Genomic DNA, 20046 nt, shown 5'->3' on the forward strand with positions numbered 1-20046 from the left:
CGAGGCCGCGGCGTTGTGCCTGCCAGGGTCCTTCCCGGACCCGGTGCGGCCCCGCACAGGGGCCGAACCTGCGCGGCGGAGGAGTGAGGAGAACCGGTGCCGACATTGACGGCGGACCCGCGCCCGGCTTCCGCTGCGGACCGCGGCGTACACTGGGCCGTGATGACCGAGATCACCCCCAACACCGAGACAGTGCCCGTCGGCGAGGAATCCGAGGCGGAACGGCGCGAACGCTTCGAGCGGGACGCGCTGCAATACGTCGACCAGCTGTATTCGGCGGCGATGCGGATGGCCCGGAACCCCAGCGACGCCGAGGACCTGGTGCAGGAGGCCTACACGAAGGCATACTCCGCGTTCCACCAGTACAACCCCGGGACCAACCTGAAGGCCTGGCTGTACCGCATCCTCACGAACACGTACATCAACCTCTACCGCAAGCGCCAGCGCGAGCCGCAACGCTCGAGCACCGACTCGGTGGAGGACTGGCAGATGGCCCAGGCGGCGGAGCACAGCTCCTCGGGCCTGCGCTCGGCCGAGGCCGAGGCGCTGGACCACCTGCCGGACTCCGACGTGAAGGACGCCCTGCAGGCCATCCCGGAGGAGTTCCGGCTGGCCGTCTACTTCGTGGATGTCGAGGGCTTCGCCTACAAGGAGGTGGCGGACATCCTCGGAATCCCCATGGGAACGGTGATGTCCCGCCTCCACCGCGGCCGCAAGCAGCTGCGCGAGCTGCTGGCCGACTACGCAGCCGAGCGCGGACTCGGCGCCGACAAAACGACGAATGGGCGCCAGACGGCGGCCGGGCGGGAGGAATAGCCATGGGTGACTGCCAGTCGCTGGGGGACTGCGACGACCGTCGCATCGTCCGCCTCTACGAATACCTGGACGGGGCGCTGACGCTGGAGGACCTGAACGAGGTGAAGAAGCACCTCGAGCACTGCGGCGAATGCGCCCACGAATACGACCTCGAGTGCATCATCCGCTCCGTGGTCCGGCGCAGCTGCCGGGAAATGGCCCCGCAGGACCTCAAGACGCGCATCATGGCCCGGATCAACGAGATCCGGGTGGAGGTCGGGCACGGCTAGCGCCCGCCGCGCCAGCCGCCCGTTAAGGCTGAAGGCCCCGTTTCCCCGGGTGGGGAAACGGGGCCTTCACCGTTTGCGGCGATCCGCTTAGGTGTTGGGGCGCTTACCGTGGTTCGCGCCGCCACGCTTGCGGTCGCGGCGCTTACGTGCACGCTTGCTCATGGCTGCCTCCTTACTTGTTCGACGCCGAATAATTGGCCGTCGCCCAGTCTTTCACATTCGCCCCGCGCTTGCCTAACGACGGGGGAACCGGCGGGCGCCGCCTAGGCCGTGGGCTCGGGCAGCTGCAGCCACGGGTACCAGCCCCGGTGCAGCACCAGCCAGGCGATCAGCCCGTAGCCGGCCTGGCCGGGCAGGCCCCGGTTGGAGGCCAGGTCGCTGCGCCACTGGTCGTGGTGCTCCAGCGGGGTGAAGGTGTCCACATAGGAGTGGTTGCGCCGGGACGCGACGTCTCCGTAGGCGGCGGCGAGCTCCCCGAGGCGGCGGTTGCGGTCCGGGTCCAGGCCCGGGACCGGACCGACCACGAGGGCCTTGATGCTCATCTGGGAGGCGGCGTCGAGGATGTTGGCCAGGTTCAGGCGGCTGCGCGCGGTGGAGAGGCCAAGGTCGAGGTCCCGGTCGGAGAGAGCCACCACGAGCCGGTTCTCGCAGCGGTCCCCAAAGCGGCGGGAGGCCTCCTCCAGCCACCGCTGGGCCAGGGCCTCGGTGCCTTCGCCGGGTGCGGCCAGCACATAGCTTTCCAGCCGTGCCTCCTCGGTGGAGGTGCGCGCCAGCACCCGCCCGTACCAGCCCAGGGCACGGGGATCGCCGTGCCCGGCCAGCAGTTCGTCGCCGACGGCGGCAATGCGGATGGTGCGAGGTTCCACGAAAGACCTTTCTGGGCGGGATATGCCCAACCTTAGCAGGGGTGGACGCGCCGGAGGGCGGGACACCGAGGTGGTGTCCCGCCCTCCGGTTTGGGGCTGACTAGGGCGCTTTCGCCTAGCGGGTGAAGGCCTGCTGCAGCAGCGTGGCCAACTCGGCGTCGTGGCGCTTGTGCGAACCGGTCGAGGTCGCCGCCGAGGCCGGACGCGAAACCAGGCGCACCGGGCGGCCGAGGTCCGGCACCAGGTTCAGGCCGATGAACGGCCACGGACCCTGGTTGGCGGGCTCGTCCTGGGCCCAGACCAGGTCGGCGTTCGGGTACTTGGCCAGCTCGGCCTGGATCTGTTCGGTCGGCAGCGGGTAGAGCTGCTCGATGCGGATGATCGCGGTCCGGGTGTCGTTGGCCTTCTGGCGGGCGGCAGCCAGGTCGTAGTACAGGCGGCCGGAGACCAGCAGCACCCGGTCGACCTGCGCGGCGTCCAGCTGCGCCGTGTCCGGGATGATCTCCTGGAAGCGGCCCTGCGTGAAGTCCTCCACCGAGGAGGCGGCGGCCTTCAGGCGCAGCAGCTGCTTCGGGGTGAAGATGATCAGCGGCTTGCGCGGACGGTGGTACGCCTGGCGGCGCAGCAGGTGGAAGTGGTTCGCGCCGGTGCTCGGGTTGACCACGAACATGTTGTCCTCGGCGCACATCTGCAGGAAGCGTTCGATGCGGGCGGAGGAGTGGTCCGGGCCCTGGCCCTCGTAGCCGTGCGGCAGCATCAGCACCAGCGAGGAACGCTGGCCCCACTTCTGCTCGGCCGAGGAGATGAACTCGTCGATGACGGTCTGCGCGCCGTTGACGAAGTCGCCGAACTGCGCCTCCCACAGCACCAGGGCGTCCGGCCGCTCGACGGAGTAGCCGTACTCGAAGCCCATGGCCGCGTACTCAGACAGCAGCGAGTCGTAGATCCACAGCTTGGCCTGGTCCTCGGACAGGCCCAGCAGCGGGGTCCACTCGTTGCCGTTGACGCGGTCGTGGAAGACGGCGTGGCGCTGGACGAAGGTGCCGCGTCGGGAGTCCTGGCCGGCCAGGCGGACCGGGACGCCCTCAAGGGTGAGCGAACCGAAGGCCGCGATCTCGGCAAAGCCCCAGTCGATGCCGCCTTCGCGGGACATCTGCTCGCGGCGCTCCAGGAGGGCCTTGAGCTTGGGGTGGACCGTGAAGCCCTCGGGGATGCCGAGGTGGGCGCCGCCGATGAGGGCCAGCGTCTCGGCGGAGATCGCCGTGCCGGTGCGCACCGGAACGGAGGCCTCGTCGTCCACCTGGGCGGCGGGCAGCTCGAGGTCGTGGACCGCGCCGTCGGCGTTGATCACCGGGATCGGGGAGGTCTGCGCGGCGTGGGTTTCCGCGAAGACCCGCTCCAGGCGCTCCTGGTAGTCGCGCAGCGCCTGGTCGGCCTCGTCCTGGGTGATGTCGCCGCGGCCGACCAGGGCCTCGGTGTACAGCCGGCGGGTCGAGCGCTTGGCCTCGATGAGGTTGTACATCATCGGCTGGGTCATCGAGGGGTCGTCGCCCTCGTTGTGGCCGCGGCGGCGGTAGCACACCATGTCGATGACGACGTCCTTGTTGAACCGCTGGCGGTACTTGAAGGCGAACTGCGCCACGCGGACCACGGACTCGGGGTCGTCGCCGTTGACGTGGAACACCGGGGCCTGGACCATCTTCGCAACGTCCGTGGAGTACACGGAGGAGCGCGAGGAGGTCGGTGCGGTGGTGAAGCCGACCTGGTTGTTCACGATCACGTGGATCGTGCCGCCGGTGCGGTAGCCGCGCAGCTGGGACAGGTTCAGCGTTTCCGCGACGACGCCCTGGCCGGCGAAGGCGGCGTCGCCGTGGACCAGGATCGGCAGCACGCCGAAGCCTTCGTCGCCCTGGTCCAGGCGGTCCTGCTTGGCGCGCACGATGCCCTCGAGGACGGGGTCGACGGCCTCCAGGTGGGACGGGTTGGCCGCCAGGTACACCTTGGTCTCGTTGCCGCGGTCGGAAACGAACTTGCCCTCGGTGCCGAGGTGGTACTTCACGTCTCCGGAGCCCTGCACCGAGCGCGGGTCCTGGGTTCCCTCGAACTCGCGGAAGACCTGGGCGTAGGTCTTGCCGGCAATGTTGGTGAGGACGTTCAGGCGGCCGCGGTGGGCCATGCCGATGGCGACCTCGTCGAGGCGTTCGTCGGCCGCGTCGGAGATGATCGCGTCCAGCAGCGGGATCAGGGATTCTCCGCCCTCGAGGGAGAAGCGCTTCTGCCCGACGAACTTGGTCTGCAGGAAGGTCTCGAAGGCCTCCGCCGCGTTCAGCCGGCCCAGGATGCGCAGCTGCTCCTCGCGGGTCGGCTTGGTGTACTCGTGCTCCAGTTCGTCCTGGAACCACTGGCGCTCCACCGGGTCCTGGATGTGCATGTACTCGATGCCGGTGGTGCGGCAGTAGGCGTCGCGCAGGACGCCGAGGATCTTGCGCAGCGGCAGGCGGGAGGCCCCGCCGAAGCCGCCGGTGACCCACTCGCGGTCCAGGTCCCAGAGGGTCAGCCCGTAGGTCTGGATGTCCAGGTCCGGGTGGCGGCGCTGGACGTACTCCAGCGGGTTGGTGTCGGCCATCAGGTGGCCGCGCACGCGGTAGGCGTGGATCAGCTGCTGGATCCGGGCCACCTTGCTGATCTGCAGTTCGACGTCGACCTGGTTGTCGACGCTCCAGCGCACCGGCTCGTAGGGGATGCGCAGGGATTCGAAGATCTCGTCGTAGAAGCCCTGCTCGCCCAGCAGCAGGGACTCGACCAGGCGCAGGAACTCGCCGGAGCCGGCGCCCTGAATGACGCGGTGGTCGTAGGTGGAGGTCAGCGTGATGATCTTGCCGACGCCCTGGGTAGCCAGCGTCTTGGCGCTGGCACCGCGGAACTCGGCCGGATACTCGAGGGCGCCGACGCCAACAATGGTGGCCTGGCCCTTGGACAGGCGCGGCACGGAGTGCACGGTGCCGATGCCGCCCGGGTTGGTCAGGGAGACCGTGGTCCCGGCGTGGTCGTCCGCGGTCAGCTTGCCGCTGCGGGCGCGCTTGATCAGGTCCTCATAGGTGTTCCAGAACTCCGAGAAGTTCAGCGTCTCGGCCTTCTTGATGTTCGGCACCATCAGCAGGCGGGAGCCGTCCGGCTTGGGCATGTCGATGGCGATGCCGAAGTTTACGTGGGCCGGCTGGACGGCGACGGGCTTGCCGTCGATCTCGTCGTAGGTGACGTTCTGGGACGGGAACAGCTTCAGGGCCCGCACGACGGCGTAGCCGATCAGGTGCGTGAAGGACACCTTGCCGCCGCGTGCGCGGGCCAGGTGGTTGTTGATGACCACGCGGTTGTCCATGAGCAGCTTGGCGGGGACGGCGCGGACGGTCGTCGCGGTCGGCACCTCGAGGCTGGCCTGCATGTTGGTGGCGATGGCCTTGGCCGGGCCCTTCAGGACGGTGACGACGTCCTCTTCGGTGGGCGCCGTGCCGGCGGCCGACTTCGGCAGCTCGGCCGGGATCGGGATGGACTTCGTGGCCGGGCGTGCAGGCTCGGCGGGGACCGGGGCCGGCGGCGTGGCGACCGATTCCGCGGAAGCGGCCGGAAGGCTGGGGGTGGTGTCCACTACGCGCGCCTGGGTTGCGGCGGGGGCTGCGGCCGGAGCGGTCGGCAGCGCGGGCCCCGCGCCGTTGAAGGACTCAAAAATGTCCCACCACTTCTTGTCGACCGAGTTCTTGTCCTTGAGGAACTGCTCGTACAGCTCGTCAACGAGCCATTCGTTCCCGCCGAACTCTTCGGTCAGACGGTGGTGTGGTTGATCTGGCACGGTTTAAACGCCTCTTCCCTGGTAGCCGGCCGCCGCCGGTGCCCGGTCGGTATCCGGGGAGCGGTGGCGACATAGTCCTAGACCTGCCAGACAGTGTAATGACTTACGGCCGAAGCAAGCGAACTTTTGAGGCGTGGATCACTCCGGTTCCGTAATTCCGCCACGCGGAGGGCGCTCCGGCGGCCGGGCCCCGGTGTCGTAGACTGGAATCCTTATGGACAGCCACACACCGTGCCGGCCCACCGCCTCCGGGCGTCGAGCCGGCATTTCCCGTTATGACTCGCCCGCCGCTCCCGCATCGGAGCCTTCCAGACCGGTTGCCCCACCGCGTTTGCCCGCCAGGGGGGACGCATAGATGGAATGGCTCCTGCTGGCCGCAGGCCTGCTGCTGATCCTGGGTACCGGCTTCTTCGTCGCCGTTGAGTTCTCCCTCGTCGCCCTGGACCAGGCCACCGTGCAACGTTCCATCGACGCCGGGGAAAAAGGCGCCGCGCCGCTGATGCACTGCGTGAAGTCCCTTTCCACCCAGCTGTCCTCGTGCCAGCTCGGCATCACCCTGACCACGCTGCTGACCGGCTACGTGATGGAGCCGTCCGTCGGGCGGCTGCTGGCGCCCCCGCTGGAGGCCGCCGGGCTCGGAACCGCGGCCGGGCCCACGGCGCTGGTGGTCGCCATGGTCCTGGCCACGCTGCTGTCGATGGTGATCGGTGAACTGGTCCCAAAAAACCTGGCGATCGCCCGGGCCCTGCCCATCGGCCGCGCCCTGGCCGCCCCGCAGTTGGTGTTCACCGCCGTGTTCAAGCCCGCCATCGTGCTGCTGAACGGGTTCTCCAACCGTGTCCTCCACCTTTTCGGCCTCGAGGCCAAGGAGGAGATTTCCGGCGCGCGCAGCCCCGCGGAGCTGGCCTCCCTGGTGCGCCGCTCCGCGGAGCTGGGCACGCTGGACGCCGAGACCGCCAACTTCCTGGCCCGGACGCTGCGCTTCTCCGAGCGCTCCGCGGCCGACGTAATGACTCCGCGCATCCGCATGGAAACGGTGCACCACGACGAGCCGCTGGCTGACGTCATCGAAACGGCGCGCCGCACCGGCTACTCCCGCTTTCCCGTCATTGGCGAATCCGCCGACGACGTCCTGGGCGTGTGCCACGTGAAGAAGGCGGTTGCCGTGCCACGCGCCAAGCGCGGGGAGCTGGTGGCCGCCAACATCATGTCCGACATCATCGCCGTCCCCGAAACGGTGCACCTGGATGCGCTGCTGTCCCAGTTGCGCGAGGCCAACCTCCAGATGGCGATGGTTTTGGATGAGTATGGCGGCACCGCCGGCATGGTCACCCTCGAGGACCTGGTGGAGGAGATCGTTGGCGAGGTGTCCGACGAGCACGACCGCACCCAGCCCGGGGTCCTCCAGTCGGCGGACGGCAGCTGGTACCTGCCGGGGCTGTTGCGGCCCGACGAGGTCCGCGACCAGATCCGCGGCCTGGTGGTACCCGACGACGCCTCCTACGAGACGATCGGCGGCTACATCATGGCCACCCTGGGGCGGATCCCGGCGGCGGGCGACGAGGTCCCCGTGGGCGGCGGAACCCTGTCGGTCGTGCGGATGGACGGCCGCCGCGTGGACCGGGTCCGCTTCACCGCGGCTGCCGAGGCGCCGGCGGAGGAGGTCCGATGAGCGACTGGATGGGAATCCTGTGGCTGGCCGTGCTCCTGGTCGGCAACGCCTTCTTCGTCGGGGCCGAGTTCGCCGTCATGTCCGCGCGCCGCAGCCAGATCGAACCGCTGGCCGAGGCCGGCAGCAAGCGCGCCGCGATCGCCCTGCGGGCCATGGAGGATGTGTCCCTGATGCTGGCCGTGTGCCAGTTGGGCATCACGGTCTGCTCGCTGCTGATCCTCAATGTCGCCGAACCGGCAATCCACCACCTGTTCGAGGCGCCGCTGAAGCTCCTGGGCGTGCCCGGGCAGTTCGCGGACCCCGTGGCCTTCGTGGTGGCGCTGATGATCGTCACCTTCCTGCACGTCACCTTCGGCGAGATGGTCCCGAAGAACATCTCGGTCTCCGCGGCCGACAGGGCCGTGCTGCTGCTGGCCCCGCCGCTGGTGGGGATGTCCCGGCTGGTCCATCCCGTGGTGGGCTCGCTGAACTGGTTCGCCAACAGCATCCTGCGCCTGATGGGCGTCGAACCCAAGAGCGAGGTCACCTCCTCCTTCACGCTGGAGGAGGTCCAGTCGATCGTCCAGGAATCGACCCGTCACGGTTTGGTGGAGGACGAGGCCGGGGTGATCTCCGGCGCGCTGGAGTTTTCCGGGCAGACGGCCGAAGACATCATGGTTCCGCTGGATGGACTGGTCTCCCTGCCGGTGGACACCACCCCGGCGCAGTTCGAGAAGGCGGTGGGACGCACCGGGTTCTCCCGCTTCACCATCCTCGACGAGGAGGAGAACATCTCCGGATACCTCCACCTGAAGGACGTGATGGCGATCCCGCCTTCCCGCTACGACGAGCCGATCCCGGTGACCAAGCTGCGCTCGCTGGCGAACCTGAGCGGCGGCGCGGAAATCGAGGACGCGCTGGCCACCATGCAGCGCACCGGTTCCCACCTGGCCCGCGTCATTGACGCGCAGGGCACCACCCGGGGCGTGCTTTTCCTGGAGGACGTGCTGGAGCAGCTGGTGGGGGAGATTCGCGACGCGACGCAGGCCCGGGGCCAGCGGAGGCGCAACGAGGGAACCGATAATGAAAATCAGTCGCATCTAAGTTAGGCTTGAGGGGCCGCTTTGGCGGCCCCGTACCTCCCGCTGCGAAAGGCGCCACCCTCCCATGCGACATTTCCCGCACCGCCACCTCCTTCTGTCCCTGTCTGCCGCGGCCGCCCTGGCCCTGGCCGGGTGCGGCGCGGGTCCGGCTGCCGACACGGATGCGGACGCGAATGCGGGGGACGCCGGCATCGTGGTTGTTGCCTCCACCAGTGTGTACGCCGACGTGGTGCGGGCCGTGGGCGGGGACGAGGTCGACGTCCAGGCCCTGATCGACAAGACCTCCCAGGACCCGCACTCCTATGAAGCCACCGCGCAGGACAAGCTGCTGCTGTCCAAGGCGGACCTGGTGGTCGCCAACGGCGGCGGTTACGACCCCTTCATGGAGGTGCTGGCTGCGGACCTCAAGCTGCCCGAGGCCGCCGTGCTCTCCGCCGTCGAGTACTCCGGGGAGGCTGCGCATGCGGAGGAGGCCGGAGAGGAGTCCGCGGAGGAATCCTCCCCGGCCGGGGACCATGCCCACGCCCACTCGGCATTCAACGAGCACGTCTGGTACGACCTCCACGCCATGGAGGCGGTCGCCGGTGAGGTCGCCGGGCGGCTGGGGGCCCTGCGGCCGGAGTCCTCCGCGGCCTTCCGCGCGAACGCCGAGGCCTTCGCCCGCGGCCTTGAGCCGGCCGAGGCCAGGATTGAGGCCCTGGCCGCCAGCAACGCCGGAAAGCGCTTCGCCATGACCGAGCCCGTGCCCTACTACCTCCTCGTTGAGGCGGGACTCGAGGACGGCACACCCGAGGGCTTCAGCGAGGCCATCGAAGAGGGCGGGGACGTGCCGCCGCTGCTGCTCAAGGAACTGCAGGACGGCCTGGCGGGCGGGGAGTATGCTGTTTTGGCGTACAACGCCCAGACGTCCGGCCCCCAGACCGAAGCCGTGCGCCAAGCGGCCGTCGACGCGGGGGTCCCCGTGGTGGACTTCACCGAAACCCTGCCGGAAGGTATCGATTACGTGTCCTGGATGAACTCCAACGTCGGCGCGCTGGAGGCGGCGCTTGCCGGCTAAGCAGAACACCGCCGAGCCGGTGGTCCGCCTGCGCGCGGCGGGCCTGCACTTCGGGGACCGCGTCCTGTGGGAAGGGCTGGACCTGGACGTGGCCCCCGGCGAGTTCCTGGCCGTCCTGGGCCCCAACGGCTCCGGCAAGACCACCCTGCTGAAGGTCCTGCTGGGCCTGCAGCAGCTCAGCTCCGGCACCGTCGAGGTGTGCGGGCATCCGGCCACCCGCGGCTCGCGGCTGATCGGGACCATTCCGCAGCAGAAGGCCTTCCCCGGGAACACGCCCCTGCGCGCCCGCGACCTGGTGGCCCTGGGCATCGACGGCCACCGCTGGGGACCGCGGCTCTTCCGCAGGCGGCTCAATGAAAGGGTCGACGCCCTGCTGGAGCTGGTCGGGGCCACCGGGTACGCCGAGCGGCCCGTCGGCGTGCTCTCCGGCGGCGAGCAGCAGCGGCTGCGCGCGGCCCAGGCGCTCTCCGACGATCCGCGCCTGCTGCTGTGCGACGAGCCCCTGCTGTCGCTGGACCTGCACCACCAGCGGGCTGTCTCCGCGCTGATCCACCGGCAGGCGTGCGACCGCGGCAGCGCGGTCGTCTTCGTCACCCATGAGATCAACCCGATCCTGCAGTACGTCGACCGGGTCCTGTACCTGGCCGGCGGGCGTTTCCACGTAGGAACTCCGGCCGAGGTCATGACCAGCGAGACGCTCTCCGAGCTGTACGGCAGCCCCATCGAAGTTTTCCGCAGCAACGGCCGGATCGTGGTCGTGGGCATGCCGGATACGGTGGAGCACCACCACGGGGCGGAAGCGGCCTCCCACGACGCCTTGGCAGGAAGCTAGGACATGGACCTCAACGATCTCCTCGGGACCATCTTCAGCTTCGAGAACTACGCCGAACTGCTCCCGCTGGTCACCAACTCGCTGATCGCCGGGGCCATCCTGGGGCTGGTCGGCGGGCTGGTGGGGATGTTCGTCATGATGCGGGACATGGCCTTCGCCGTCCACGGCATCGCCGAGCTCAGCTTCGCCGGGGCGGCCCTGGCCCTGCTCCTGGGGGCCAACGTGGTGTGGGGATCGGTGGCAGGGGCCCTTGCCGCCGCACTGGTCTTGGGCCTGATGGGGGCCTCCGCAAAGGACCGCAACTCGATCACCGGCGTCCTGATGCCCTTCGGACTGGGCCTGGGCATCCTTTTCCTGGCCCTCTACGAGGGCCGCAGCGCCAACAAGTTCGGCCTGCTCACCGGCCAGATCGTGGCGGTGGACAGCGTCCAGTTGGGGCTGCTGGCCGGCTGCGCCGTCGTGGTGGTCATCGGCCTGGCCGTGATCTGGCGCCCGCTCACCTTCGCCAGCGTGGATCCAGCCGTTGCCGCGGCGCGCGGGGTGCCGGCGGGCCGGCTCTCCGTGGTGTTCATGCTCCTGCTGGGCCTGTCCGTGGCCCTGTCCATCCAGGTCGTGGGGGCCTTGCTGGTGCTGTCGCTGCTGGTCACCCCGGCCGCAGCGGCCCTGCGCGTGACCTCCCGCCCCACCCTGACGGTGGTGCTGAGCGTCGCCTTCGCCGTCCTCAGCGTCGTCGGGGGCATCCTGCTGGCCCTGGCCGGGCGGCTGCCGATCAGCCCCTACGTCACCACCATCTCCTTCCTGATCTACCTGGCGTGCCGCCTGATCGGCTGGCGCCGGACCGTGGCCGCCAGCCGCGCCAGGCGTCCGAAACCCGTGGCAGGTCCCGCCCCCGTCCGGTGACAAAGCCCCGGGGGCAACCTACGCTGGGGCCAACCCAGAAACGGACCCCGGGGGAGGCGGCGTCGTGAAGGAACCGGCCACGCAAAAGACCGCCACCACCAAACCCACCACCACACCCTCCGCGAAAAAATCCGCAGCCCGGAAGTCCGCAGCCCGGAAGTCTGCAGCCCGGAAGTCCTGGACCCTCCTTGTCCTGCTGCTGTGCGTGTCCTGCGCCGCGCCCGGAATTGCCGATGCCGGATCGCCCTGCGTTGTGGAGCGGGCCGACATGCCGCAAGGCTGGCGCCCCAGCGCGGAGCAGGAGAAGAAGCTCGCCGAGCGGCCCTGGACGGAGTCCGAGGCCCGTGAGGCCGCGTTCTCCATCCGGACAGGCCTGCGGGAAATGCTGGACTTCTACGCGCGGAAGCCGTCCGCGGTCGAGGACATTTGGGAGGACTCGGTGGCTTCCCTGGTGGAGGTGACTTACTCCAGCGCCAACACCGCTGAGTTGGACGCAGCGGCCAGCGACGGCGCGCGGCGCAACCTTTCCCGGCTGATCCAGCCATACCTGAAACGCACGCCCAAATCCGTGGAGTGCGGGGAGTACGGGGAGATCCTGCCCCTGGCCGTCTACGCAGGCAGCCGGTACGAGGACAACGATGCGCGGACCGCCAGGATGGTGAAGCTCTCGAACGCGGCCGCTAAGCGGTGCGGATCGCTTGAGGCCGCGACCGGCATCGACCACGGCCCCGTCATCGCGGGGGAGAAGCCGGCCACGGACGAAGAGGTCTTCGACCTGGTCATCTGGAGCCTGCTGTTCATCGAGGGCCAACTGGTCCCGGGCCTGGAAATGCCCCCCGGCGCCACCGAACTTCCGGCCCGGCTGTGGGAGTTCCTGCGGACCTACCCGCTGCCGGATGCCTCCACCTACCCGGGCGGCGCGCACAACGAGGACTTCATCGAAAACGCCTACCTGGCCACCCACATCGCCTACATCCCCACGGGCAACCACCGCTTCCCGCTGTACGTGCAGGACTCGACGGCCCTGTACCAGTTCCACCGCGCCAACTTCTACGCGGTGCTGGAGATGGGGGAGCTGGACTTGGTGGCCGAGTTCGTGGACTCGCTGCGCCAGTACGGATGCACCCCGGCGAACGACCGCCAGGTGCTGGACGGCACCCGGTACCTGCTGGACCTCTTCCACGCCGGCGGAGACAGCTGGATGGCCTACCGCGAGCCGGGGGAGGAGGATGCGGAAGTGGAAAGCTACGACTTCATCCACAAGGCCTGGACCGCGGTCCTGGGCGTGCGTGAACGCACCATCGAACCGGCCCTGCCGGGCACCTACGGAGGGATCGTGCGGAGCTGGCTCCCCGCCCCCGGCCCGTCCGCGGCCAACCCGCCCGGAACCGGCCCTTCCGCCGCCGGCGCCTATCCCCCCGGCAGGGCGCAGGCGGGGCAGAGCCCGTAGATCTCCACGGTGTGGGAGGGCGAGACGTAGCCGTGCTCGGCGGCCACGCGCGCGGCCCAGCTTTCGACCGACGGGGCCTCCACCTCCACGGTGCGCCCGCAACTGCGGCAGACCAGGTGGTGGTGGTGGTGCTCGGCGCGGCACTTGCGGTAGACGGCCTCGCCGTCAGTGCTGCGCAGGACATCGACCTGGCCGGCCTCGGCCATCGACTGGAGCAGGCGGTAGACCGTCGCCAGGGACACCTTGGCCCCCTCCCCGTGCAGCCGGCGGTGCAGTTCCTGTGCGCTGACGAAGTCGTCGACGTCGGCCAGCGCCGCCGTCACGGCGGTGCGCTGCCGTGTGGTGCGGTGCTTTTCGGGGACCGTGCTGGCCATGCGGTGTGGGCTCCTGCGGTTCGGGTCGGCGGTGCCCACCAGCCTACCAGCGCCACGACGCGCCGGCCGGGGCCGTCCGTCCCGGCAGACGGAAAAAGCGTGGTGGCGGCGGATGGCCGCCGCTAGGCTGAGCCCCATGAAGCTCACCAAGTACGGCCACGCCTGCGTCCGCCTCGAAAAGGACGGCCGGGTCCTGGTCATCGATCCCGGAACGTTCAGCGACGTCGCCGCGGCCCTTGAGGGCGCCGACGCGGTCCTGGTCACCCACGAGCATGCGGACCACCTGGACACCACCCGCGTCCTGCCGGCCCTGGCCGCGGACCCGGACCTGGTCCTGTACGCCCCGGCCCCGCTGGCGGCCACGCTGCGCGACGGGGCCGGGGACGCCGCCACCCGCATCCTGGACGCGGTCCCCGAGGCCGCCTTCGACCTGGCGGGCTTCAGCGTGCGCACTTACGGCGGCCAGCACGCGCTGATCCACGCCCACATCCCCGTGGTGCACAACATCGGCTACGTCATCGACGAAGCCCTCTACCACCCGGGCGATTCGTTCACCGTCCCGCACGACGTCCAGGTCACGACGCTGCTGGTTCCGGCCCACGCGCCGTGGTCCAAGTCCGGCGAGGTGATCGACTTCGTCATCGCCGTCCGTCCCAAAAAGGTCTACCCGATCCACGACGGACTGCTCAACGAGCGCGGCCTGGCCCTGGTCGACGGCCACGTGGGACGCTTCGGCGGCCTCTACGGGGCCAGCTACGAGCGCCTCGAGTCCGGGGTCGGCCGCGAGGTGTGAGCCCCCTGCCGCGGCCGGCGCCAACCCCGGGGGAGGCGCCCGCCGGCCAGGCCCGCCACGCCGGGGCCCGTCCGCGGTGGCGGGGCACACCGGCGGCGGGTAAGTTCAAGGCATGATCGGACGACCCGTACCTCCGCCCCTGGGCTCGCTCAGGCGCGCCACCGCGGCCCGCGCCGGGGCCGCCCACCGGGCTTCCGCCTACGGCATCGCCGAGCGCGGCGGTCCGCTCGTCGCCCTGGAGGTGCCCCGCCGCGCGGCGCTGCCGGACGACGTCGTCATCGACATCGACTTCTGCGGCCTCTGCCACTCCGACGTGCACGCCGGACGCGGGGAATGGGGGGCCCGGCAGCTGCCCCTGGTCCCGGGCCACGAGATCGTCGGACGCGTGGCCGCAGTGGGCCGGGAGGTCAGCGGCTTCGCAGTGGGGCAGCGCGTGGGCGTAGGCTGCCTGGTGGACTCCTGCCGGGAGTGCGCCTCCTGCAGGGAGGGGCTGGAGCAGTTCTGCGAGCGCGGGGGCGTGGGCACCTACGGGGCCCTGGACCGGCGCACCGGGGAGTACACCCAGGGCGGATACTCCTCCTCGATCGTCGTGAACCAGGGCTACGTGCTGCACGTGCCCGAGTCCCTGGACCCGGCCGCGGCCGCCCCGCTTTTGTGCGCCGGCATCACCACCTACTCGCCGCTGCGCCACTTCGGGGCCGGACCCGGTTCCGGCGTCGGAGTCGTGGGCCTGGGCGGACTCGGCCACATGGCGGTCAAGCTGGCCAAGGCGCTGGGGGCCTCCGTCACCGTCTTCACCACCAGCGCATCCAAGGTGGAGGCCGCCCGGGCGCTCGGCGCGGACACGGTTGTTGTCTCCGGCGACGCCGAGGCGATGAAGCCGGTCCGGCACACGCTGGACCTGGTGATCGATACCGTCGCGGCCCCGCACAGCCTGGACCCGTACTTCGCCACGCTGCGCCGCGACGGGACCCTGGTCCAGCTGGGCCTGCCCGGGGAACCCATGCCCCCGGTCAACCCGCGTCCGCTGCTGGCGCGGCGCCTGCGCTACACGGGTTCGCCGATCGGCGGTATCGCCGAAACCCAGGAGATGCTGGACTTCTGCGCCGAGCACGCGGTGGCGGCGGAGGTCGAGGTCGTGGACGCGGCCGGGCTGAACGCCGCCTGGGACCGCATGGTCGCCGGGGACGTGCGCTACCGCTTCGTGCTGGACGCCTCGACCCTGCCCGCACCGCAGACGCCCGCACCGCCAACGTCCGCACCGCCAACGTCCGCACCGCAGACGCCCGCACCGCCAACGTCCGCACCGCGCACTTCCGCCCCCCAGACGCCCCCCGCCGAGTAAAGGATCCCCATGAGCACCCTGTTTACCCGCATCATCAACGGCGACCTCCCGGGCCGCTTCGTGTGGAAGGACGAGGACGTCGTCGCGTTCCTGTCCATCGGTCCGCTCAGCGACGGCCACACCCTGGTGGTCCCGCGCACCGAAGTGGATTCCTGGACCGAGGCCGAACCGGAGCTCCTCGCCAAGCTGACCTCGGTGGCCCAAAAGATCGGCGCCGCCCAGGTGCGCGCGTTCGGCGCGCCGCGCGCGGGCCTGATGGTGGCCGGCTTCGAGGTGCCGCACCTGCACGTGCATGTGTGGCCCGCCCGTTCGCTGGGGGACTTCGACCTCTCCCGGGCGGACAACGACCCGGACCCCGCACGGCTGGACGCCAACGCCGAAACCCTGCGCAGCGCCCTGCGCGAGGACGGCTACCTCCTCTTCGTTCCGGAGGCCTGAGCCCGGGAACCGGGGCCCGGGGCCCGGGAACCCGGCCCCAGGCTACGCCGCTGCCGCCTGGCGCAGGGCGGTGCGGATGCGCTTCTCCGACACGGAGTACGCCGTCCCCAGTTCCTGCGCGAAGAGGCTCACCCGGAACTCCTCGATCATCCACTTCACGGCCGCCAGCGCCGCCGGCGTGCGGGTGCCCGGAACCAGCGCGTCCAGCGCGGCGTCATACTCGTCCTCCAGGGCCTGCACGGCGAGCATGCCCACGTTGTCCCGCGCCACGGCGCCGGCCTCCAGCTTGTCCAGGCGCCTCTCGATGGCCTGCAGGTAGCGCGGCAGCTGCGCCAGCTGCGCGTAGCCGGTCCGCGCCACGAAGCCGGGGTACACCAGCTGGCCCAGCTGGGCCTTGATGTCGTTGAGCGCATTGACCAGGGCCAGCGAGGCCGCCGCCTTGATCCGCTTCTCGATCCGGCGGGTGGAGGAGAGCACCCGCTCCACGACCGCGGTGACGGTGAAGACCGTGTCGATGAGTTCGGCGCGCACCGCCTCGTAGAGCGCGTCGAACTCGCTGCGCGTCCACGGCAGCGTGGCCGGAACCAGCTTGTCCACGGCCGCCAGGGTGCAGTCCTCGATCAGCGAGGCGACGGAACCGTGCGGGTTTTGCGTGAACACCAGCTTCTCCTGGTTGTTCAGGTGCTCCAGCACGTAGCGGGCCGGGGAGGGAACCTTGAGCAGCAGGAGGCGCACGACGCCGGCGCGGTGCGCGGCCAGCTGCTCGCCCTCGTTGCGGAACACAGTCAGCCCCACCGCGGTGCCCTGGTCCACCAGGGCGGGGTAGGCCGTTACCCGCTGCCCGGCAATGTCGGTGACCACCTTGCGTTCGATGGTGCCGCCGATGCCCAGCTCCGCGGTCCAGTCGGTCAGCCCCGACCGCTCCCACACCGAGGCCGGTGCCGCACCGGTCCGGTCCTGCCCGTCCTGCCTGCCCTGCTTACCCTGCCTGCCCTGCTTACCCGGCCCGCCCTGCCTGCCCGGGGCTGCGGGGCGGCCCTGCTGAGCGGTTCCGTCCGGCTTCCCGGCCGTGCCGGCCTGTCCCGCGGTGCCCAGCGCCGCCAGCGCCGCGCCGCCGGCCCCGAGGGAAGCCGCCAGCGCCTTGCGGTTTTCGGCCGCCAGGGTCTCCTGCAGCCGGGCGAGGTCCTTGGACTCGGCAAGGACCCGGGCCTGCGCGTCGACCACCTGGAACGTGGGCTTGAGGTACGCCGGGACCGCGTCCCAGTTCCAGGAGCCCGGTGGCACCACGTGGCCTTTGAGCCGGCGCAGGACCAGTTCCAGCGAGGCTTCCAGCTCGTCGCCGGCCGGGTCGAAGTCGGCCTCCAGCGCCGCGACGGCCTGCTTGGCCACGTCGGGGGCGGGCACGAAGTTCTTTCGCACCGCCTTGGGCAGGGACTTGATCAGGGCGGTGACCAGGTCCGTGCGCAGGCCTGGAATCTGCCAGCGGAACCGGGCCGGGTCCAACTGGTTCAGGAACAGCACCGGTACCCGCACGCTCACGCCGTCGGATTCGCCGGCTCCGGCCACCGGATTGAACTCGTACGTCAGGTCCAAATCCAGGGTTCCGTGGCGCCAGGTGCGCGGGTAGGCGGATTCGTCCAGGTCCCCGGAGGCCGCCTGCAGGAGCGCGTCCGGATCGAAGTCCAGCAGCGTCGGGTTCTCCTGCCGGGCCTGCTTCCACCAGCGGTCAAAGTGCCGTTCGGACACCACGTCCGTCCCGACGCGGGCGTTGTAGAACTCGAAGAGGTCCTCGTCGGAGGCGCGCAGGTCGCGCCGGCGCATTCGGGTCTCGAGCTCTTCGATCTCGGCCAGCAGGCGGCGGTTGCGGTGGAAGAACTGGTGGTGCGTCTTCCAGTCGCCCTCGACCAGGGCGTGCCGGATGAACAGCTCGCGTGAGAGCTCCGGATCGATCCGCCCGTACTGCACGCGCCGCTGCGGAACCACCGGCACCCCGTAGAGGGTGACCTTCTCGAAGCCGACCACCGAACCCAGGCGCCGGGACCAGTGCGGCTCCGAGTAGGAGCGCTTGACCAGGTGCCCGGCGACCTCCTCGACCCACAGCGGGTCGAACTTCGCGGCGGTGCGCGCCCACAGCCGGCTGGTCTCCACCAGCTCGGCGGCCATCACCCAGTCCGGGGACTTCTTGAACAGGGCGGAGCCGGGGAAGATCGCAAAGCGGGTGCCGCGCGCCCCGGCGTATTCGCGCTTGCGCTCGTCGTAGCTGCCGATGTGGCTGAGCAGGCCCGCGAGCAGGGACGTGTGGATCTGCCGGTCCAGCCCCACCGGGTCCACCGGCCCGGTGGTGAGGGTGATGCCCAGCGGCTTGGCCAGCTGGCGCAGCTGCGCGAACAGGTCCTGCCACTCGCGCACGCGCAGGTAATTGATGAACTCGTCCCGGCACAGCCGGCGGAACGCGGAAGAGGAGAGCTCCTTCTGCTGCTCCTGCAGGTACCGCCACAGGTTCAGGTACCCGGTGAAGTCGGAGTTGGCATCCACGAACCGCTTGTGCAGGGCGGTGGCCTGCTCGCGCTTGCCGGTCTCCTCCGACGGGCGTTCGCGCGGGTCCTGGATGGTCAGTGCCGCGGCCAGCACCATGACCTCCTTGGCGCAGCCGCGTTGGCCGGACTCCACGATCATCCGGCCCAGGCGCACGTCCACCGGCAGTTGCGCCAGCTGGCGCCCCACCGGGGTGATGCCACCCTCCCGGCCCTCGCGGACCGCGCCCAGCTCGCGCAGCAGCGTGACGCCGTCGTTCACGGCCTTGGCGTCCGGAGCCTCCACGAACGGGAAGTCCGCCACGTCCTTGGGCGAGCGCACCACCCCCATGGCGGTCATCTGCAGGATGACGGCGGCCAGGTTGGTGCGCAGGATCTCGGGGTCGGTGAACTCGGGGCGGGCCGCAAAGTCCTCCTCCGAGTACAGCCGGATGGCGATGCCGTCGCTGACGCGTCCGCAGCGGCCCGAACGCTGGTTGGCGGAGGCCTGCGAGACGCGCTCGATTGGCAGCCGCTGCACCTTGGTGCGGTGGCTGTAGCGGGAGATGCGCGCGGTGCCGGTGTCGATGACGTACTTGATGCCCGGCACGGTCAGCGAGGTCTCGGCCACATTGGTGGCCAGCACGATCCGCCGGTTCGCGCCGGGGTGGAACACCCGGTGCTGCTCGGCCAGGGACAGCCGGGCGAAGAGCGGCAGGATCTCGGTCCCAGCCAGCCGGCGGTTGGCCTGCACGCGCGCCCGCAGCGCCTCCGCGGCGTCGCGGATCTCCCGCTCGCCGGAAAAGAACACCAGGATGTCCCCGGGGGCTTCCCGGGCGAGCTCGTCGACCGCGTCGCACACCGCGTCCAGCGGGTCGCGGTCTTCGGCGGCCTCGTCCGGGTCCGGGTCGTCCGGGTCCAGGCCCTCGGAGGGGTTGAGCGGACGGTAGCGGATCTCCACCGGGTAGGTGCGCCCCGAGACCTCAATTACGGGGGCGGGCACCATCTCCCCGGTGCCGTCCTCCAGGGCAAAGTGCCGGGCGAAGCGCTCGGGGTCGATGGTCGCGGAGGTGATGACGACCTTCAGGTCCGGGCGCTGCGGCAGGATCCGCTTGAGGTAGCCCAGCAGGAAGTCGATGTTCAGGCTGCGCTCGTGGGCCTCATCGATGATGATCGCGTTGTAGCGCTTCAGGAGCCTGTCGCGCTGGATTTCGGCGAGCAGGATGCCGTCCGTCATCACCTTCACCCGGGTGGACCGGGAGACCTCGCCCGTGAAGCGGACGTGGAAGCCGACCTCCTGGCCGATCCCGGTGCCCAGTTCCTCGGCAATGCGCTCGGCCACGGTGCGCGCGGCCAGGCGGCGGGGCTGGGTGTGCCCGATCATGCCCCCCTCGCCGAGGCCAAGCTCCAGGAGCATCTTGGGCAGCTGGGTGGTTTTGCCGGAGCCGGTCTCGCCGGCCACGACCACCACCTGGTGGCGGCGGACCGCCTCTATGATGTCCTCGCGGCGCGCGGAAACGGGCAGGGCTTCGGGGTAGGTGATCGTCACAGCCATCGTTCCGTTAATTCTAGTGCCGTCAAGCGGGGTCTCCGCGGCCCCCCGCCCGGTGTGGACGAATAAGCCGCCAGATCCGGCCCGCGCATGCCTAATGTCCAACCAAATCGGGCTACGATCGGAAGTCGTCTTGACCGGCGGGGGAGCAGTGGATCATGTGAGATGGTTCACAGGTACCATCGAGGCAGTCTTTGGGGGTACCCGCGCCAAGACTCCAGTGCGCCGCTCCCTCGCGCC

16 protein-coding genes are annotated in these 20046 nt (G+C 70.1%); 11 read left to right on the forward strand and 5 right to left on the reverse strand.

From position 1 onward, the window contains the following. Window positions 1-162: 162 nt before the first annotated feature. A complete protein-coding gene (locus NCCP_RS12615; protein WP_149957642.1) occupies window positions 163-816 on the forward strand; it encodes a sigma-70 family RNA polymerase sigma factor in 654 nt (217 codons plus the stop codon). Between the two features lie 2 nt (window positions 817-818). Next, window positions 819-1085: a mycothiol system anti-sigma-R factor gene (rsrA, locus tag NCCP_RS12620; protein WP_149957643.1), complete on the forward strand. Its 267-nt coding sequence runs from the start codon at window positions 819-821 to the stop codon at window positions 1083-1085. Between the two features lie 87 nt (window positions 1086-1172). On the opposite strand, the gene NCCP_RS15615 is transcribed toward rsrA, so the two are convergent. From NCCP_RS15615 to NCCP_RS12630, 3 genes are all read right to left on the reverse strand, one after another. Further along, window positions 1173-1247, reverse strand: coding sequence for a 50S ribosomal protein bL37 (locus NCCP_RS15615; protein WP_369299106.1), 75 nt, complete (start codon window positions 1245-1247; stop codon window positions 1173-1175). A gap of 101 nt (window positions 1248-1348) precedes the next feature. Next, window positions 1349-1951 carry a GDSL-type esterase/lipase family protein gene (locus NCCP_RS12625; RefSeq protein WP_149957644.1) on the reverse strand — a complete coding sequence of 201 codons (603 nt, stop codon included), beginning with the start codon at window positions 1949-1951 and terminating at the stop codon, window positions 1349-1351. Between the two features lie 115 nt (window positions 1952-2066). Continuing rightward, window positions 2067-5798 (reverse strand): multifunctional oxoglutarate decarboxylase/oxoglutarate dehydrogenase thiamine pyrophosphate-binding subunit/dihydrolipoyllysine-residue succinyltransferase subunit, encoded by a 3732-nt coding sequence (locus NCCP_RS12630; protein WP_149957645.1) that lies wholly within the window; start codon window positions 5796-5798, stop codon window positions 2067-2069. A gap of 355 nt (window positions 5799-6153) precedes the next feature. Here NCCP_RS12630 and NCCP_RS12635 point away from each other — a divergent pair, with 355 nt between their 5' ends. The 6 genes from NCCP_RS12635 (at window position 6154) to NCCP_RS12660 (ending at window position 12791) form a co-directional block, all read left to right on the forward strand. Next, on the forward strand, window positions 6154-7470 hold the full coding sequence (locus NCCP_RS12635) for a hemolysin family protein (RefSeq protein WP_149957646.1): 1317 nt from the start codon (window positions 6154-6156) through the stop codon (window positions 7468-7470). Further along, on the forward strand, window positions 7467-8558 hold the full coding sequence (locus NCCP_RS12640) for a hemolysin family protein (protein ID WP_149957647.1): 1092 nt from the start codon (window positions 7467-7469) through the stop codon (window positions 8556-8558). The genes NCCP_RS12635 and NCCP_RS12640 overlap by 4 nt, the downstream gene beginning before the upstream one ends. 58 nt (window positions 8559-8616) lie before the next feature. Beyond that, window positions 8617-9609: a metal ABC transporter solute-binding protein, Zn/Mn family gene (locus tag NCCP_RS12645; protein ID WP_149957648.1), complete on the forward strand. Its 993-nt coding sequence runs from the start codon at window positions 8617-8619 to the stop codon at window positions 9607-9609. Beyond that, the gene (locus NCCP_RS12650) at window positions 9599-10441 is read left to right on the forward strand and encodes a metal ABC transporter ATP-binding protein (protein ID WP_225873825.1); all 843 of its coding nucleotides are present in this window, start codon (window positions 9599-9601) and stop codon (window positions 10439-10441) included. Before NCCP_RS12645 ends, NCCP_RS12650 begins: the two co-directional genes overlap by 11 nt. Before the next feature lie 3 nt (window positions 10442-10444). Then, a complete protein-coding gene (locus NCCP_RS12655; RefSeq protein ID WP_149957649.1) occupies window positions 10445-11341 on the forward strand; it encodes a metal ABC transporter permease in 897 nt (298 codons plus the stop codon). Window positions 11342-11405: 64 nt separating this feature from the next. Continuing rightward, complete coding sequence (locus NCCP_RS12660; protein WP_149957650.1) at window positions 11406-12791, forward strand: hypothetical protein; 1386 nt, start codon at window positions 11406-11408, stop codon at window positions 12789-12791. Here the strand turns inward: NCCP_RS12660 and NCCP_RS12665 are convergent. Next, on the reverse strand, window positions 12752-13165 hold the full coding sequence (locus NCCP_RS12665; protein ID WP_149957651.1) for a Fur family transcriptional regulator: 414 nt from the start codon (window positions 13163-13165) through the stop codon (window positions 12752-12754). The genes NCCP_RS12660 and NCCP_RS12665 overlap by 40 nt on opposite strands. Window positions 13166-13301: 136 nt before the next feature. Between NCCP_RS12665 and NCCP_RS12670 the strand changes: the two genes are divergently transcribed. The 3 genes from NCCP_RS12670 to NCCP_RS12680 all read left to right on the forward strand — a co-directional run bounded on the left by NCCP_RS12670 (window position 13302) and on the right by NCCP_RS12680 (window position 15741). After that, window positions 13302-13958 carry an MBL fold metallo-hydrolase gene (locus NCCP_RS12670; RefSeq protein ID WP_149957652.1) on the forward strand — a complete coding sequence of 219 codons (657 nt, stop codon included), beginning with the start codon at window positions 13302-13304 and terminating at the stop codon, window positions 13956-13958. 112 nt (window positions 13959-14070) lie between these two features. After that, on the forward strand, window positions 14071-15303 hold the full coding sequence (locus NCCP_RS12675) for an NAD(P)-dependent alcohol dehydrogenase (RefSeq protein WP_149957653.1): 1233 nt from the start codon (window positions 14071-14073) through the stop codon (window positions 15301-15303). A 9-nt stretch (window positions 15304-15312) separates the two neighbouring features. Then, window positions 15313-15741, forward strand: coding sequence for an HIT family protein (locus NCCP_RS12680; protein WP_149957654.1), 429 nt, complete (start codon window positions 15313-15315; stop codon window positions 15739-15741). A 42-nt stretch (window positions 15742-15783) separates the two neighbouring features. Here NCCP_RS12680 and hrpA read toward each other — a convergent pair whose 3' ends face one another. Then, a complete protein-coding gene (gene hrpA, locus NCCP_RS12685; RefSeq protein ID WP_149957655.1) occupies window positions 15784-19809 on the reverse strand; it encodes an ATP-dependent RNA helicase HrpA in 4026 nt (1341 codons plus the stop codon). Window positions 19810-20046 lie beyond the last annotated feature (237 nt).

It is taken from the genome of Zafaria cholistanensis (assembly GCF_008580665.1).
Classification (GTDB): Bacteria; Actinomycetota; Actinomycetes; order Actinomycetales; family Micrococcaceae; genus Zafaria; species Zafaria cholistanensis.

Bases quoted from the DNA above. Each gene is read 5' to 3' on its own strand.
- hrpA (WP_149957655.1), bottom strand. From the start codon at position 19,809: ATGGCTGTGACGATCACCTACCCCGAAGCCCTGCCCGTTTCCGCGCGC.
- NCCP_RS12640 (WP_149957647.1), top strand. From the start codon at position 7,467: ATGAGCGACTGGATGGGAATCCTGTGGCTGGCCGTGCTCCTGGTCGGC.
- NCCP_RS12655 (WP_149957649.1), top strand. From the start codon at position 10,445: ATGGACCTCAACGATCTCCTCGGGACCATCTTCAGCTTCGAGAACTAC.
- NCCP_RS12645 (WP_149957648.1), top strand. From the start codon at position 8,617: ATGCGACATTTCCCGCACCGCCACCTCCTTCTGTCCCTGTCTGCCGCG.
- NCCP_RS12615 (WP_149957642.1), top strand. From the start codon at position 163: ATGACCGAGATCACCCCCAACACCGAGACAGTGCCCGTCGGCGAGGAA.
- NCCP_RS12675 (WP_149957653.1), top strand. From the start codon at position 14,071: ATGATCGGACGACCCGTACCTCCGCCCCTGGGCTCGCTCAGGCGCGCC.
- NCCP_RS12680 (WP_149957654.1), top strand. From the start codon at position 15,313: ATGAGCACCCTGTTTACCCGCATCATCAACGGCGACCTCCCGGGCCGC.
- NCCP_RS12665 (WP_149957651.1), bottom strand. From the start codon at position 13,165: ATGGCCAGCACGGTCCCCGAAAAGCACCGCACCACACGGCAGCGCACC.
- NCCP_RS12635 (WP_149957646.1), top strand. From the start codon at position 6,154: ATGGAATGGCTCCTGCTGGCCGCAGGCCTGCTGCTGATCCTGGGTACC.
- NCCP_RS12670 (WP_149957652.1), top strand. From the start codon at position 13,302: ATGAAGCTCACCAAGTACGGCCACGCCTGCGTCCGCCTCGAAAAGGAC.
- rsrA (WP_149957643.1), top strand. From the start codon at position 819: ATGGGTGACTGCCAGTCGCTGGGGGACTGCGACGACCGTCGCATCGTC.